This is a genomic window from Pseudomonas paracarnis (assembly GCF_904063055.1).
Taxonomy (GTDB): Bacteria; Pseudomonadota; Gammaproteobacteria; order Pseudomonadales; family Pseudomonadaceae; genus Aquipseudomonas; species Aquipseudomonas paracarnis.
Window position 1 is genome coordinate 58,354 of record NZ_CAJFCN010000010.1, and the last position, 15,141, is coordinate 73,494.

A 15,141-nucleotide genomic window follows, 5' to 3' on the forward strand; every position below is an offset into this window, starting at 1 on the left:
GGACATGGCCTTCACTTTAGCCATTGTCTACTGTTGCGACTAATATCTTCAAAGCCAGCCACTCATCTCAAAAAGGCATGACTCGTGATCTCCACGCGGCAACTGCGTTACTTCGTCGAAATCGCCGAGAGCGGCAGCTTCAGTGCCGCGGCCGAACGCCTGTTTGTGGCGCAGTCGGCCTTGAGCCGGCAGATCAAGGAACTGGAAAATCAACTTCAAACCCCATTGTTCGAACGCACCGCACGCCAACCGCGGCTCACAGCGGCCGGTGAAGCGTTCTACCCACGGGCGCGCAATTTGTTGAGTGAGTTGCTCAAGGCCAGCGAAGTGGCGACCCTCGTAGGCAATGGCCAGCTTGGCACGCTGCGCCTGAGTCACTCGAGCACCGTGCCGATGAGCGGCGCGTTATTGCACGGCATCAGCAACTGGCTAGAGCGCTGTCCGGGCGTGTCGGTGGATATTGCCAAGCTCTCCTCCGAAGCTCAGTTGGAGGATATCGCCGAGGGTCGCCTGGACGTCGGCCTGCTACGCTTGCCCGTACTGCGCCAGCGCGACGGCGTGCGTGTGCTGCCGTTGTACACGGAGCCGTTGGTGCTGGCGGTGCCGCCGAATCATCCGTTGGCACGCAGCGACGCGCCGGTGGAGTTGGCACAGCTAAAGGACCAAGCGTTTATCTCGATCCCCCATCCCCAACGCGGCGGGCTGAGTTATCTGTCGGCCGAATTGTGCATGCGTGCAGGTTTTTTCCCCAAGGCCGCACGGGTGATGTCGCGCAAGACCACGCAGTTGCAATTGATCCAGGCCGGTTTCGGTATTGCCTTGTTACCAAAATCCATGCAGGACATCGCCCCCGCCAACCTGCACTTTTTACCCCTGGCCGACCCGGACTGCCACAGCACCGTGGCCCTGGCCTGCGCGCAAGTGCAGAGCCCGCTGGTGGAGCAATTCTGTCAAACCCTGCACGAATGCCTATAAACTGCCGCCCATGATTAAAGATCCTTTTGCCCGTTTGGGCCTGGACCGCGAAGTCCTGACTGTCAGCCAGCTCAACGGCCGTGCGCGGGTGTTGCTGGAAGACGTGTTCACCAATATCTGGGTGGAAGGCGAGATCTCCAACCTCGCTCGCCCAGCCTCCGGCCATGTGTATTTCACGCTCAAGGACAGTGGCGCCCAAGTACGTTGTGCGCTGTTTCGCAATAACGCGGCGCGGGTACGCCAGGCGTTGAAGGACGGGCTAGCGGTGAAGGTGCGCGGCAAGGTCTCGTTGTTCGAGGGCCGTGGTGATTACCAACTGATCCTCGATACCGTGGAGCCAGCCGGTGACGGTGCGCTGCGCCTGGCCTTTGATGCACTGAAGGAAAAGCTGAGCGCCGAAGGCCTGTTCAGTGCCGAACGCAAGGTGGCGCTGCCGGTGCATCCTCGGCGCATCGGCATTATCAGCTCGCCCACCGGCGCGGTGATTCGCGACATTATCAGCGTGTTCCGCCGCCGCGCGCCGAACGTTGAACTGACCCTGATCCCTACCGCCGTGCAAGGCCGCGAAGCAATCCCGCAGATCGTGCGGGCGCTGAAACTCGCCGACGCTCGTGGTTTCGACGCGCTGATCCTGGCCCGTGGCGGTGGCTCCCTTGAAGACTTGTGGTGCTTCAACGAAGAGGCGGTGGCCCGCGCAATTGATGCCTGCGTTACCCCTATCGTCAGCGCCGTTGGTCATGAAACCGATGTGTCCATCAGCGACTTCGTGGCGGACGTCCGCGCCCCTACTCCCTCCGCCGCCGCCGAGTTGTTGGCTCCCGACGCCAGCCATCTGGTACGCCAGGTAGAAAACCTGCAGCGCCGCCTGGTGATGCTGATGCGCAACCGCCTGAGCCACAGCCGCCTGCGCCTGGAAGGCATGGCCCGGCGCCTGCGTCATCCGGGCGAGCGCTTGCGCCAGCAGGCCCAGCGTCTGGATGACCTGGACATGCGCTTGCGTCGTGCCTTTGAGCGCAGCCTCAATACCCGTCGCGAGCGCTTGATCCGCCTGGAGACCCGCCTCGCCGGCCAGCACCCGGGCCGTCAACTGGCACTCTTGCGCCAGCGCCTGGACAGCCTCGCCGAACGCCTGCCCCGCGCCATGCGCGAAGGTCTCAAGGCTCGGCGTCTGCAACTGCAGAGCCAAGTGCAGACATTGCAGGTGGTCAGCCCGCTGGCGACCCTGGGCCGCGGCTACAGCATCCTGTTAGACGAGCGCGGCCAGGCGATTCGCAATGCCGCGCAAACCCACACCGGCCAGCGCCTCACCGCGCGCCTGGGTGAAGGCCAATTGCAAGTGCGGGTGGAAGACAACCACCTGACACCCGTCACCCTTTCATTATTGGATTGATCGATGCCACGCCTACTGAGCCTGTTGATGCTGTTGTGCCTCACGCTTAATGCCCACGCCGACAGCTACATCACGCGAACCCTGAACAAACCGGTGCCTGGCGGCGTGGCCGTCGTCGAACTGGGCCCTTCGGCCACGGCGCCGAAAGCCACTTACCAGGGCAAGCCGGTGCTGGTGGTCAAAGAGCAGGACAACTGGCTGGCCATTGTCGGCATCCCGTTGACGGTCAAGCCCGGCAACGAGCGCATCAGCAGCGGTGGGCGCAACCTGCCGTTTATCGTCGGCTACAAGAAGTATCCGGAACAGCGCATCACTTTGAAGAACAAGAGCCAGGTCAACCCTGACCCGGCCCAGCTCAAGCGCATCGAAGGCGAACTGGCTGTGCAGCTCAAGGCTTACCGCAGTTTCAGCCCGAACTTGCCGAGCAATCTGGTGCTGGATAAACCGGTGAGCGGGCCGCTGTCGAGCAAGTTTGGCGTGCGACGCTTCTTCAACGGCGAAGAGCGCAACCCGCACTCGGGCCTGGACTTCGCCGTGCCGGCCGGTACGCCGATCAAGACGCCCGCCAACGGCAAGGTCATTCTGGTGGGCAATTACTTCTTCAATGGCAACACGGTGTTCGTCGACCATGGCCAGGGTTTTATCAGCATGTTCTGCCATATGTCCAAAATCGACGTGAAGGTGGGCCAGCAACTGGTGCGCGGCGCGGTGGTGGGCAAGGTGGGTGCGACTGGCCGGGCGACTGGCCCGCACATGCACTGGAACGTCAGCCTGAACGATGCACGTGTAGATCCAGCGATCTTTATCGGCGCGTTCCAACCCTGATATCAAATGTGAAACTACGGGCCTCATCGCGGGCAAGCCCGGCTCCTACATTGGAAGGCTGCCCAGTGTGGGAGCTGGCTTTCCTGCGATGGTGCAAGCCGTCGCCTCAATTGCGCACCTGACAAACCCACAGCAACAAAAACACACACCACTCGAAATTACGGCAATAAAATCTCGATTTTCGAGACAGCAAAAGAACTTATCTCAATTTTTCTTGACTGCTTGCCATCTTTCACCCCGGCGGTTAGGGTTGAGCTTATGAAAACCTCTCACACCCTCATTCAGCTCCGCCAGCACCGCAGCCTGTGCCTTGTCAGCGCACGACTGCCAGGCTGAATCGATCTGCCTCGTCCTAAAGTTTTATCCCCAATAACAGTTCTACGGCAGGCCGCCTTTTTTCGGCCCCTACAACCAAGGATTTTCCGATGAGCATGCTCAAAGACCCGTCTTCGAAATACCGCGCGTTCCCGACCATCGACATCCCGGACCGTACCTGGCCGTCGAAGACCATCACCCAAGCGCCGATCTGGTGCAGCTCCGACCTGCGTGATGGCAACCAGTCGCTGATCGAGCCGATGGACGCGGTGAAAAAGCTGCGCTTCTGGAAGACCCTGGTGGCCGTTGGCGTAAAGGAAATCGAAGCCTCGTTCCCTGCCGCGTCGCAAACCGACTTCGACTTCGTGCGCACCCTGATCGAAGACAACCACATCCCCGAGGACACCACCATCCAAGTGCTGACCCAGGGTCGTGAAGACTTGATCGCACGCACCTTCGAATCTCTGCGCGGCGCGAAGAAAGCCATTGTGCACTTGTACAATGCCACCTCGCCGTCGTTCCGCCGCATCGTGTTCAACCAGGACAAGGACGGCATCAAGGCCATCGCGGTCAACGCCGCCAAGCTGTTCGTCAAATACGCCGCCCAGCAGCCGGAAACCCAGTGGACCTTCGAATATTCCCCAGAGACCTTCAGCGCCACTGAGCTTGAGTTCGCCAAGGAAGTCTGCGACGCGGTGATCGAGGTGTGGAACCCCACGCTTGAGCACAAGATGATCCTCAACCTGCCCGCCACGGTTGAATGCGCCACCCCTAACATCTATGCCGACCAGATCGAGTGGTTCGGTCGCCATATCAACCGTCGTGACAGCGTGATCATCAGCCTGCACACCCACAACGACCGTGGCACTGGCGTGGCGGCCACCGAGTTGGGCCTGATGGCCGGCGCTGATCGTGTGGAAGGCTGCCTTTTTGGCAACGGCGAGCGCACCGGGAACGTCGATTTGGTCACCGTGGCGCTGAACATGTACACCCAGGGCCTGGACCCGCAGTTGGACTTCTCGGACATTGACGGCGTGCGCAAAGTGGTCGAGGAATGCAACCAGATCCAGGTGCACCCACGTCACCCGTATGTCGGCGACCTGGTCCATACCGCATTCTCCGGCTCGCACCAGGATGCGATCCGCAAGGGCTTCTCCCAGCAGAAAGACGATGCGTTGTGGGAAGTGCCGTACTTGCCGATCGACCCGGCCGATATTGGCCGCAGCTACGAGGCCGTGATCCGTGTGAACAGCCAGTCAGGCAAGGGCGGCATCGCCTACTTGCTGGAGCAGGAATACGACATCAGTTTGCCCCGTCGCATGCAGATCGAGTTCAGCCAGGTGGTACAGGCCGAAACCGATCGCGTGGGCCTGGAGATGACCGCGCCACAGATCTACGCCTTGCTGCAGCGTGAGTACTTGCAAGCCAACACGCCGTACGCGCTGGTCAGCCACCGCCTGCAGGAAGAGAACGGCAACAGCTTTGTCGAGGTGGAAGTCTCCGGCAAAGGCCAGGGCGAAACCAACCTGCACTGGAAAGGCAAAGGCAACGGCGCGCTGGAAGCCTTGGTGGCCGGCTTGCCGATTGGCGTTGAAATCATGGACTACAACGAGCATGCGATTGGTGCGGGTACCAATGCCAAGGCGGCGGCTTACATTGAACTGCGCGTGAACGGCGAACGCCCGGTGCATGGGGTGGGGATCGATGAAAACATCACTACCGCCAGCTTCAAGGCGCTGTTCAGTGCGCTGAACCGCTCGTTGAGCCAGTTGGAAGCCAAAGCGGCGTAAGCATTGCCGTAATGCAAAAGGCCCCTGGGTGAGAATCCAGGGGCCTGATCGTTCCCACGCTCTGCGTGGGAATGCAGCCCTGGACGCTCTGCGTCCGCCCTTAGAAGCGGTACGCAGAGCGTCCCAAGAGGCGTTCCCACGCAGAGCGTGGGAGCAATCTCAGAGCCTCAGACAAACTGAAAGCTATCGGCATCCAGATTCGCCGGGAATCGTGTACGGTAAGCCGCCAGCTCCGTCGCATCCAGGATCACCTGGAACACCCCATCCGCCTCCCCTCCACTCAGCAAAGTCTCACCCTGGAAATCCAACACCTGGCTATCGCCGGTGTAGGCAAACCCCTTGCCGTCGGTGCCCACCCGGTTCACCGCCGCCACGTAACACAGGTTCTCAATGGCCCGTGCCGGCAACAGCCGATTCCAATGCTGACGCCGAGCGCCCGGCCAGTTGGCGGTGTACAGCAGCAGGTCCGTATCCTGGGCGTCGCGGCTCCACACCGGGAAGCGCAGGTCATAGCAGATCAGCGGGCGAATGCGCCAACCCTTCAACTCGAACTGCACCTGGCGCTCGCCGGGGGTGTAATGGTCATGTTCACCGGCCATGCGGAACAGGTGGCGCTTGTCGTAATGCAAGACCTCACCATCCGGCCGCGCCCACAGCAGACGGTTGCGGTGGCTGCCATCGGCGGCCTGGATGATCACACTGCCGGTAATCACGGCCTGATACTTTGCCGCTTGGGCTTGGAGCCAATGATGGGTGGGGCCGCTTTCCGGCTCGGCGAGGGCTTCTGATTCCATGGAAAAACCGGTGGTGAACATCTCTGGCAGCACAATCAAGTCGGCGCCTTTGGCCTGCTCCAGCAGCAACTCGAAGTGTTCAAAGTTGGCTTGGCGGTCATGCCAGACCAGGCTCGTCTGCACCAGGGCAATGTTCAGATTGGGCAGTGCACTCAGATCGCGCATAGTTTTTCCGCCGCTTGTCGCAACGTCTCCTCGCGTTTGGCAAAGCACAGGCGCACCAGGCGCTGGCCTTGGGGTGGGTGCTGGTAGAACACCGAAACCGGAATGGTCGCCACGCCATGTTCGCGGGTCATCCACAGGGACATGGCGACGTCATCCAGGTCTGGGCGAATCTGCGAGTAATCCACCAGTTGGAAGTAAGTGCCGGTCACCCGGGTAAAGCTCAAGCGCGATGGCGCCAGCAGGTCGCAGAACAGGTCACGTTTGGCCTGGTAAAAAGCCGGCAGTTCGTCGACATGCTCCGGATGTTCGGCCATGAAGTCTGCCAAAGCGTACTGCAAAGGGGTCACGCCGCAAAAGTTGACATATTGATGCACCTTGCGCAGTTCAGCTGTCAGGGCCGGCGGGGCGACCACGTAACCGGTTTTCCAGCCGGTCACGTGATAGGTCTTGCCGAAGGAGCTGACCACAAAGGCGCGCTGATACAGTTCCTGATGGGCCAATATGCTGACGTGGGGCACACCGTCGAATACCAGGTGTTCGTAGACCTCATCGCTGATCAGATAAATATCACGGTCGCGGATCAGTTCGGCCAACTGGTCCAGCTCGGCGCGGCTGATCAGCGCGCCGGTGGGGTTATGTGGCGAGTTGATGATGATCATGCGCGTGCGCGGTGAGAGCGCGGCCTTGATCTTGTCAAAGTCGAGGGCGAAGCCTTGCAGGCTCAATTGCACATGCACGCAGCGACCACCGGCCAGCTCGACCGACGGCTCGTAGCTGTCGTAGCTGGGGTCGAACACGATGACTTCATCGCCGTTGCGGATGACCGCCTGGATCGCGCAAAAGATCGCCTCGGTGGCGCCTGGGGTGATGGTCACTTCGCTGTCGACATCCACTGTGACGCCATAACTGCGGGCGATCTTGGCCGCCACTTGCTGACGCAACACGGGCAGGCCGGTCATCGGTGCGTATTGGTTATGGCCGAGGGCGATATGCTTGCCCACGGCATCGAGTAAACCTTGCGGGCCATTGAAATCCGGGAAGCCCTGGGACAGGTTGAGTGCGCCGGTTTCAGCGGCGAGTTGCGACATGGTGGTGAAAATGGTCGTGCCGACATTCGGCAGCTTGCTGGTGATCATCGGAAGCCCCTGCAGGTGAGCCACAAGTTTTAAGCTGCCCACTGCATCGGGTCAAGGCACAAACGGTCGCGCATAAAAAAGGGCTCCAAAGGAGCCCTCTCTTGCAGCGTGTCGCTTACAACGCAAAGCTGCCGTTATTTCTTGTCGCGGCGCTTCTTGTCGGCTTTCTTGTGGTGAGTCATCAAACGACGCTTCTTGTTCACCTGACGGTCAGTCAGTGTGTTCTTGTTGCCTTCGTATGGGTTCTCGCCACCCTTGAACTCGATACGGATCGGTGTACCGACCAGTTTCAAGACACGGCGGTAAGTGTTTTCCAGGTAACGCACGTAGGACTTGGGCACCTTCTCGATCTGGTTACCGTGGATCACGATAATCGGCGGGTTGGCACCACCCAAGTGGGCGTAACGCAGTTTGATCCGGCGGTTGTTGACCATCGGCGGCGCGTGCTCGCCCACCGCGTCTTCCAGGATCTGGGTCAGACGGTTGGTCGGCCAGCGGGTAACCGCGGACTTGAACGAGTTCTGTACGGACGCGTAGAGGTTGCCCACGCCGGTGCCGTGCAGTGCCGAGATAAAGTGGATATCGGCGAACTCGACGAAGAACAACCGACGCTGCAGCTCGATTTTGACGAAATCGCGCTCGCTCGGCGTCATGCCGTCCCACTTGTTGATCGCGATCACAAGGGCGCGACCGGCTTCCAGGGCAAAGCCCAGCAAGTTGAGGTCGTGGTCCACCACGCCTTCGCGGGCGTCCATTACGAAGATCACCACGTTGGCGTCTTTGATCGCTTGCAGGGTTTTGACCACGGAGAACTTTTCAACTTCTTCGTGGATCTTGCCGCGCTTGCGCACACCGGCGGTGTCGATCAGCGTGTACTTCTCGTCGTTACGCTCAAACGGGATGTAAATACTGTCGCGCGTGGTGCCGGGTTGGTCATAGACGATAACGCGGTCTTCACCGAGCATACGGTTGACCAGGGTCGACTTGCCGACGTTCGGGCGGCCGATGATAGCGATCTTGATACCGTCTTTTTCGCTCGGGCCAGGAATGCGCTTGGCTTCCTCACCTTCAGCGACGATCTCTTCCTCGCCCTCTTCTTCCTCGACGTCATCCTTGGGGAAGTCGCGCAGGGCGATTTCCAGCATCTGGGTGATGCCGCGACCGTGGGCACCGGCGACCGGGATCGCATCGCCCAGGCCCATCGGGCTGAATTCGGCACGGGCTGCCTCAGGATCGATGTTGTCGATCTTGTTGGCGACCAGATAGGAGCGCTTGTTGCGCTTGCGCAGGTGCTCGCCAATCATCTGGTCGGCAGCGGTATAGCCCGCGCGGGCGTCCACCAGGAACAACACGACATCGGCTTCTTCAATGGCCAGCAGTGACTGCTCGGCCATTTTTTCGTCCATGCCATGCTCGTCACCGGAGATACCACCGGTGTCGACAATAATGTAGGAGCGCCCTTGCCACTTTGCCTCACCGTATTGGCGATCACGGGTCAGACCGGACAAGTCGCCGACAATGGCGTCGCGAGTCCTGGTCAGGCGGTTGAACAGGGTGGACTTGCCGACGTTAGGTCGGCCCACCAGGGCGATTACGGGAACCATGCGGCTCTCCACTTCGTTATTTCAGAAAATACAAAAGCCGCTGCAGGGCAGCGGCTGGTGCTCGGGGCAGCATCGTCAGATGCCGCATGCCCCGCCGAAGCAGGGCCGCCTGGGGGTTACCCCAAGCATAGTCAAACCTTTACTTGATGGTCAGGGCTTCCAGCTTGCCGCCGTTGCCATACACATAAAGCATGTTACCCACCACCAGCGGACGCGCACGCAGGCCGTCGCTGTCGATACGCTGGCGACCGACAAAACGACCGTCCACCTGGCTCAGCAGGTGCAGGTAGCCTTCGAAGTCACCCACCGCGACGTAGCTGGAAAAGACTTCCGGTGCCGACAATTGACGGCGAGCCAGGGAGTCATTGCTCCACAGTGCAGTGGTGGAACGCTCATCCACACTTTCAACGGTGCCGGATGCAAGGCTCACATAGACGCTGCCAAACCCTTGGGCGACACCCGCATAGCTGGAAGCATCACGCTGCCAGTTGATGCGACCGCTTTGCAGGTCCAACGCGGCAACACGACCCTGGTAGGTGGCGACGTAGAGGGTTTCACCCGACAGCAGCAAGCCGCCGTCGATGTCGACCACGCGATCCAGTTCGGAACGACCTTGCGGGATGGCCACACGGGTTTCCCAGGCCGGCACGCCGTTCTGGGTATTCAGGGCAACCACTTTACCGGTCGACAGGCCAGCAACGGCCAGGTTGTTGGTCACAATCGGACCACTGGTACCGCGCAGGGTCAACACCGCTGGGGTGCTGTCGTACAACCAGCGTTGGTCGCCGGTGGAGGCATCCAGGCCGATCACGCGGTCATCCTGGGTTTGCACCACGACGATATCGCCGTTGGTCGCCGGTGCCGAGAGCACTTCACTGGTCACGCGAGCGCGCCATTTCTCTTCACCGGTGCTGGAGTCCAGCGCGACCACGTCACCCTTGAGGGTACCGATCAGCACCATGCCGTAGCCGACGCCCACACCGCCGGAAACCGGCAGTTCGAGGTCTTTCTTCCACTTGACGTCGCCGCTCATGCGATCCATGGCAACCACGACACCAGTGGAATCAGTAGCCACGATGTTGTCGCCGTCAATCGCCGGCTGCAACAGGTTGTAGAGGTCGCCCTGCCCATCACCAATGGATTGGCTCCATTGTTTTTGCAGGACCACTTCTTCCTTGAAGCTGGTCAGCTCGGCAGGAGGCAGTTCTTTTTTGCTGTTGCTGCTGCAACCCGCGGCCAAAACGGCCAGAGCCAGCAATGCTGCATGTTTCCAACGGATCACGTCACGCATCCCCTTTGGCCAAGTCGTCGAGCTTGATTTGTAAGCCACCGACCGCCGCTTCATCAGACAGCGCCGCCTTGGCTTTTTGGTACGCAGCATGGGCTTCGTCGGTACGACCCAATTGGACCAACAGGTCGCCCTTGAGCTCTTCGCGAGTGGCCACGAATGCCTTGTCAGCATCGCCGTCGAGCAGTTTGAGTGCTTCGTCAGCCTTGTTCTGTGCCGCCAATACCTGTGCCAGGCGCTGACGTGCGATTTCACCCAGGGTCGGGTTGGTCGGCTTGTCGGCAATGGCCTTCAGCTCGGTGACGGCGTCATCCAGCTTGCCGGTATCGACCGCGACTTTCGCGACGAACAGGCTGCCGTACTGGGCGTAGGTGCTACCGCCGAATTCGTTCTTCAGCTTGCCGGCCAGATCCGCCACCTGCGCAGGGTCAGGCTTGCCGTCCGGGGTCAGGGTAGTTTCCAGCAGTTGCTGATAAACGATCGAGGCACCTTGGGACTGGTTGGCCTGATACTTGGTCCAGGCTTGCCAGCCGAACACCACCACTAGCGCCAGCAGGCCGCCTGTGACCAGGGGCTTGCCGTTACGCTGCCACCAGTCCTTGAACTCGGCCAGTTGCTCATCATCAGTACTCGACACCCCAATACTCCTTAATCGCTAAATTCGGCTGTTCGACAGCTTCAACCCTGCACGATGCAGGTGGCCAAGTGCGCAGCGAGCGCATCAAAGGCAATGTTCTGTTGTTCACCCTGGCCACGCAGGGGTTTGAAACCTATCACTTGCTGGGCCAGCTCGTCATCGCCGAGGATCAGTGCGTAAAGCGCACCGCTCTTGTCGGCCTTCTTGAACTGGCTCTTGAAGCTACCAGCGCCGGCATTGATCTGCAGGCGCAGGTTGGGCAACTGGTCACGTACTTTTTCGCTCAAGGCCAGGGCCGCCAGTTCGGCAGCCTCGCCGAAAGCGCACAGGTACACGTCCACCTGACGGGAAATCTCTTCCGGAACCTGCTCCAAGGTTTCCAGCAGCAGGATCAGCCGCTCGATGCCCATGGCAAAGCCTACGCCGGGGGTCGGCTTGCCGCCCATTTGCTCGACCAGGCCGTCGTAGCGACCACCGGCACACACGGTGCCCTGGGCGCCGAGCTTGTCGGTGACCCACTCGAACACGGTCTTGCTGTAGTAGTCGAGGCCACGCACCAGCTTGGGGTTGATCACGTAGGGAATACCGGCTGCATCCAGACGAGCCTTGAGGCCCTCGAAATGCACGCGGGACTCGTCGTCCAGGTAATCAGCCATTTTCGGCGCATCGACCAGCACGGCCTGGGTGTCGGCGTTCTTGGTATCCAGCACGCGCAACGGGTTGGTCTTCAGACGGCGTTGGCTGTCTTCGTCCAGCTTGTCCAGGTGGGCCGACAGATATTCGACCAGGGCTTCGCGATAGCGACCCCGGGACTCGCTGGTGCCCAGGCTGTTGAGTTCAAGCTTGACCGCATCGCGGATGCCCAGTTGGCCCCATAGGCGCCAGGTCAGCACGATCAGCTCGGCGTCGATGTCCGGGCCGTCCAGGTTGAAAACTTCGCAACCGATCTGGTGGAACTGGCGGTAACGGCCTTTCTGCGGGCGCTCGTGGCGGAACATCGGGCCGATGTACCAGAGCTTCTGGGTCTGGCCACCACCGGTGATGCCATGTTCCAGTACGGCACGCACGCACGCGGCCGTGCCTTCCGGACGCAGGGTCAGGGAGTCGCCGTTGCGGTCTTCGAAGGTGTACATCTCTTTTTCGACGATGTCGGTCACTTCACCGATGGAGCGTTTGAACAGCTCGGTGAACTCGACGATCGGCATACGGATCTGCTTGTAACCGTAGTTATCCAGCAGGCGCGCGACAGTGCTCTCGAAGTAGCGCCACAGTGGCGTCTGCTCCGGCAGGATGTCGTTCATGCCACGAATGGCTTGCAGAGACTTGCTCACATCAGATCCTTAAATTCGTTCAATCAGCCGCGAGCGATCAGCGCTGCGTCAGCGGCGACCTTCTCGGCCGCTTTCTCGCGGATCAGCTTTTCCAGCTCGTCCACCAGATTGTCATTCGTTAGCTTCTGCGACGGCTTGCCGTCGATGTAAATCAGGTTTGGTGTACCACCGGTCAGGCCCACATGAGCCTCTTTGGCCTCGCCCGGCCCATTGACCACACAACCAATCACTGCGACATCCAGCGGCACCAGCAGGTCTTCGAGGCGCAACTCCAGGTCGTTCATGGTTTTCACCACGTCGAAGTTCTGCCGCGAGCAGCTCGGGCAGGCAATGAAGTTGATACCACGGGAACGCAAACGCAGGGATTTTAGAATGTCGTAACCGACCTTCACTTCCTCAACGGGGTCTGCCGCCAGGGAGATGCGGATAGTATCGCCAATCCCTTCGGCGAGCAGCATACCGAGACCCACCGCAGATTTCACTGTGCCTGAGCGCAAACCGCCAGCTTCGGTGATACCCAAGTGCAGCGGCTGCACGATTTCCTTGGCCAGCAGGCGATAGGCTTCTACCGCCATAAACACGTCGGAAGCTTTTACGCTGACCTTGAAGTCCTGGAAATTCAGACGTTCAAGGTGTTCAACGTGGCGCAGGGCCGACTCGACCAGCGCTGCCGGAGTGGGCTCGCCGTATTTCTTTTGCAGGTCTTTTTCCAGGGAGCCGGCGTTGACGCCGATGCGGATCGGAATACCGCGATCACGGGCAGCGTCCACCACAGCACGCACGCGGTCTTCACGCCCGATGTTGCCGGGGTTGATACGCAGACAGTCCACACCCAGTTCGGCCACGCGCAACGCGATCTTGTAGTCGAAGTGAATGTCGGCAACCAGCGGTACCTTGACCAACTGCTTGATACGACCAAAGGCCTCGGCTGCGTCCATGTCCGGAACGGACACCCGCACGATGTCCACACCGGCCGCTTCCAGACGGTTGATCTGGGCCACGGTGGCCGCTACATCGTTGGTGTCGCTGTTGGTCATGCTCTGCACTGCGATAGGGGCATCGCCACCTACCGGCACCGAGCCGACCCATATCTTGCGAGATACGCGACGTTTGATTGGAGATTCGCCGTGCATGACTATTGTCCCAACTTGAGGCGAGCGGTCTCGCCACTGGTGAACGGCGCCACGTCTACAGGCTGGCCGTTGTAGGCCACTTGCGCGCCACGGGCGAAGCCCAGACGCAGCGTCAAAGGAGGCTTGCCGCCCTGGTCAAGCGTATCGCCCTTACGCTTCAAACCGCTGAACAGCACTTTGCCGTTGCCATCGGTAACTTGCGTCCAGCAGTCAGCGATGAAGGTAATTTGTACGCGCCCGTCACCGGCGATCAACGCCGGAGTGGTGGGAGGCGATATCGCCGGCGCTGCGGGTGCGGCTGGCGCAGGGGTCGCAGGTGCAGGGGTCGCAGGTGCAGGAGCCGCCGGAGCCTGTGCCACGGGTGCTGCGGGAGCGGTCGGAACAGCCGGAGCCGGTACCGCAGCAGGGTCCACGCCAGCATCTGGCGTGGGCTGTTCGGCAGTGGCCGGCGCTTGCGGCGCGGCTTGCCCTTCTACCACGGCCTGGTCTTCCGGCTCGTCCAGCGGATGAATCTGGGTGGTGCCATCGGCGCTTTCGACTTCGACGTGCTCCATGGCGTTGCTGGTCAGGTCTTTGCTGCGCAGGGAGGCTTGGTCTTGCCACCAGACGAAACCGCCGCCGACCACGGCAACCAGCAACAACAGGCTGACAATCCGCAAAATCGTGTGGGAAACCCGCGTTGGCTCTTCGATGCGCCCAAGGCCATGGACATTACTGCCCTGTGCATCGGTACCGGTGAACTGGTCGAATTCCTGCACCAGTACGGCCTGGTCGATACCCAACAATTTGGCGTAGGCGCGGATATAGCCGCGGGCAAAGGTATGCCCAGGCAGCTTATCGAACGCGCCGGCTTCCAGGTTGGCCAGGGAGGTGCTGGTCAAATTGAGCTTGAGGGCCACTTCCGCCAGCGACCAACCATTGCTTTCGCGGGCCTGGCGCAAGGTTTCGCCTGGGTTGACGCGATTAGCTGCTACATCTTCCGGGTGCGCGGCTTTCATCATTGCTCCGACAGGTATTGCTGATATTCCGGCGTACCGGGATAGAGTCGTTCGAGTTGCTGGCCAAAACGTGCGGCCGTGTCGTGTTCTTCATGAACCGTCGCCAGGCGCACACCGAGCAATAGACTACGTGCATTTTGCCCGCTGAGCAGGCTAAAACGCTCGTAATAGTCACGTGCCGGCACATAATGCCTGTCTTCGTAAGACAACTCAGCCATTTCGAGCAATGCCCGTGGCTGGCGACTGTTCAGGTGCAGGGCTTTTTCCAGTTGCTGGCGGGCGCTGTCGCGCTGGCCGAGGCGCATCGAGGTCACACCAAGGTTCTCGAACACCCGCGAACGCTGCGGGTAGAGAGTATCGGTGGCGGCTTGCTGGAAATAACGTGACGCCAGGTCATACCGTTTCTGCTCGAACAGGAAACTGCCGTAGTTATTCAGCAGCCGCGGATCGGCAGGGCGGGAGGCCAGGGCCTTGTGAAAATAGCGGTCGGCCAGCTCGGGCTCGGCCTGAGCCTGAAACACCAGGGCCAGCGCGGCGTTGGCATCGGCATCATCAGCGTCCAGCTCAAGGGCCTTTTTCAACGGCACCTTGGCCTGCTCGCTCATGCCTTGGCGCAGGTACCCCAAACCCAGTTGCACATAGGCAACCCGCGCCTCATCACGGCCTTTATCAGTGCGCAACGGGCTGTCATGGCCCGATGAAACGCAACCGGCCACGAGGCCGGTAAACAGTAAAAGCAGCGCAAGGCGCAAGGGCATAG

The 15,141-nt window shown here is 60.5% G+C and carries 13 protein-coding genes; 4 read left to right on the plus strand and 9 right to left on the minus strand.

Features of this window, described 5'->3' with window-relative positions; translation table 11 throughout:
• Window positions 1-84: 84 nt before the first annotated feature.
• The 4 genes from JMV15_RS20435 (at window position 85) to leuA (ending at window position 5,295) form a co-directional block, all read left to right on the plus strand.
• The gene (locus tag JMV15_RS20435) at window positions 85-975 is read left to right on the plus strand and encodes a LysR family transcriptional regulator (RefSeq protein ID WP_020301375.1); all 891 of its coding nucleotides are present in this window, start codon (window positions 85-87) and stop codon (window positions 973-975) included.
• 10 nt (window positions 976-985) lie between these two features.
• Complete coding sequence (gene xseA, locus JMV15_RS20440; protein ID WP_054918293.1) at window positions 986-2,365, plus strand: exodeoxyribonuclease VII large subunit; 1,380 nt, start codon at window positions 986-988, stop codon at window positions 2,363-2,365.
• A gap of 3 nt (window positions 2,366-2,368) precedes the next feature.
• Complete coding sequence (locus tag JMV15_RS20445) at window positions 2,369-3,190, plus strand: M23 family metallopeptidase (protein WP_073842877.1); 822 nt, start codon at window positions 2,369-2,371, stop codon at window positions 3,188-3,190.
• Window positions 3,191-3,615: 425 nt separating this feature from the next.
• Window positions 3,616-5,295, plus strand: coding sequence for a 2-isopropylmalate synthase (gene leuA, locus JMV15_RS20450; protein ID WP_201491883.1), 1,680 nt, complete (start codon window positions 3,616-3,618; stop codon window positions 5,293-5,295).
• Window positions 5,296-5,462: 167 nt separating this feature from the next.
• On the opposite strand, the gene JMV15_RS20455 is transcribed toward leuA, so the two are convergent.
• The 9 genes from JMV15_RS20455 to pilW form a co-directional block, all read right to left on the minus strand.
• Window positions 5,463-6,254 (minus strand): amidohydrolase, encoded by a 792-nt coding sequence (locus tag JMV15_RS20455; protein ID WP_201491884.1) that lies wholly within the window; start codon window positions 6,252-6,254, stop codon window positions 5,463-5,465.
• Window positions 6,242-7,390: a pyridoxal phosphate-dependent aminotransferase gene (locus JMV15_RS20460; RefSeq protein ID WP_014719814.1), complete on the minus strand. Its 1,149-nt coding sequence runs from the start codon at window positions 7,388-7,390 to the stop codon at window positions 6,242-6,244. The genes JMV15_RS20455 and JMV15_RS20460 overlap by 13 nt, the downstream gene beginning before the upstream one ends.
• A gap of 134 nt (window positions 7,391-7,524) precedes the next feature.
• Window positions 7,525-8,994, minus strand: coding sequence for a ribosome biogenesis GTPase Der (gene der, locus JMV15_RS20465; protein WP_005791167.1), 1,470 nt, complete (start codon window positions 8,992-8,994; stop codon window positions 7,525-7,527).
• A gap of 139 nt (window positions 8,995-9,133) precedes the next feature.
• Window positions 9,134-10,285, minus strand: a complete 1,152-nt coding sequence (gene bamB, locus JMV15_RS20470) for an outer membrane protein assembly factor BamB (protein WP_014719815.1) — start codon at window positions 10,283-10,285, stop codon at window positions 9,134-9,136.
• Entirely contained in the window at window positions 10,278-10,919 is a 642-nt protein-coding gene (locus tag JMV15_RS20475) for a YfgM family protein (RefSeq protein WP_014719816.1), read from the minus strand. The genes bamB and JMV15_RS20475 overlap by 8 nt, the downstream gene beginning before the upstream one ends.
• 41 nt (window positions 10,920-10,960) lie before the next feature.
• A complete protein-coding gene (gene hisS / locus JMV15_RS20480; RefSeq protein ID WP_019817223.1) occupies window positions 10,961-12,250 on the minus strand; it encodes a histidine--tRNA ligase in 1,290 nt (429 codons plus the stop codon).
• Between the two features lie 23 nt (window positions 12,251-12,273).
• Window positions 12,274-13,383: a flavodoxin-dependent (E)-4-hydroxy-3-methylbut-2-enyl-diphosphate synthase gene (gene ispG / locus JMV15_RS20485; RefSeq protein WP_003175952.1), complete on the minus strand. Its 1,110-nt coding sequence runs from the start codon at window positions 13,381-13,383 to the stop codon at window positions 12,274-12,276.
• Window positions 13,384-13,385: 2 nt separating this feature from the next.
• The gene (locus JMV15_RS20490) at window positions 13,386-14,381 is read right to left on the minus strand and encodes a RodZ domain-containing protein (protein WP_201491885.1); all 996 of its coding nucleotides are present in this window, start codon (window positions 14,379-14,381) and stop codon (window positions 13,386-13,388) included.
• Entirely contained in the window at window positions 14,381-15,139 is a 759-nt protein-coding gene (gene pilW, locus JMV15_RS20495) for a type IV pilus biogenesis/stability protein PilW (RefSeq protein WP_014719819.1), read from the minus strand. Before pilW ends, JMV15_RS20490 begins: the two co-directional genes overlap by 1 nt.
• Between the last annotated feature and the right edge of the window lie 2 nt (window positions 15,140-15,141).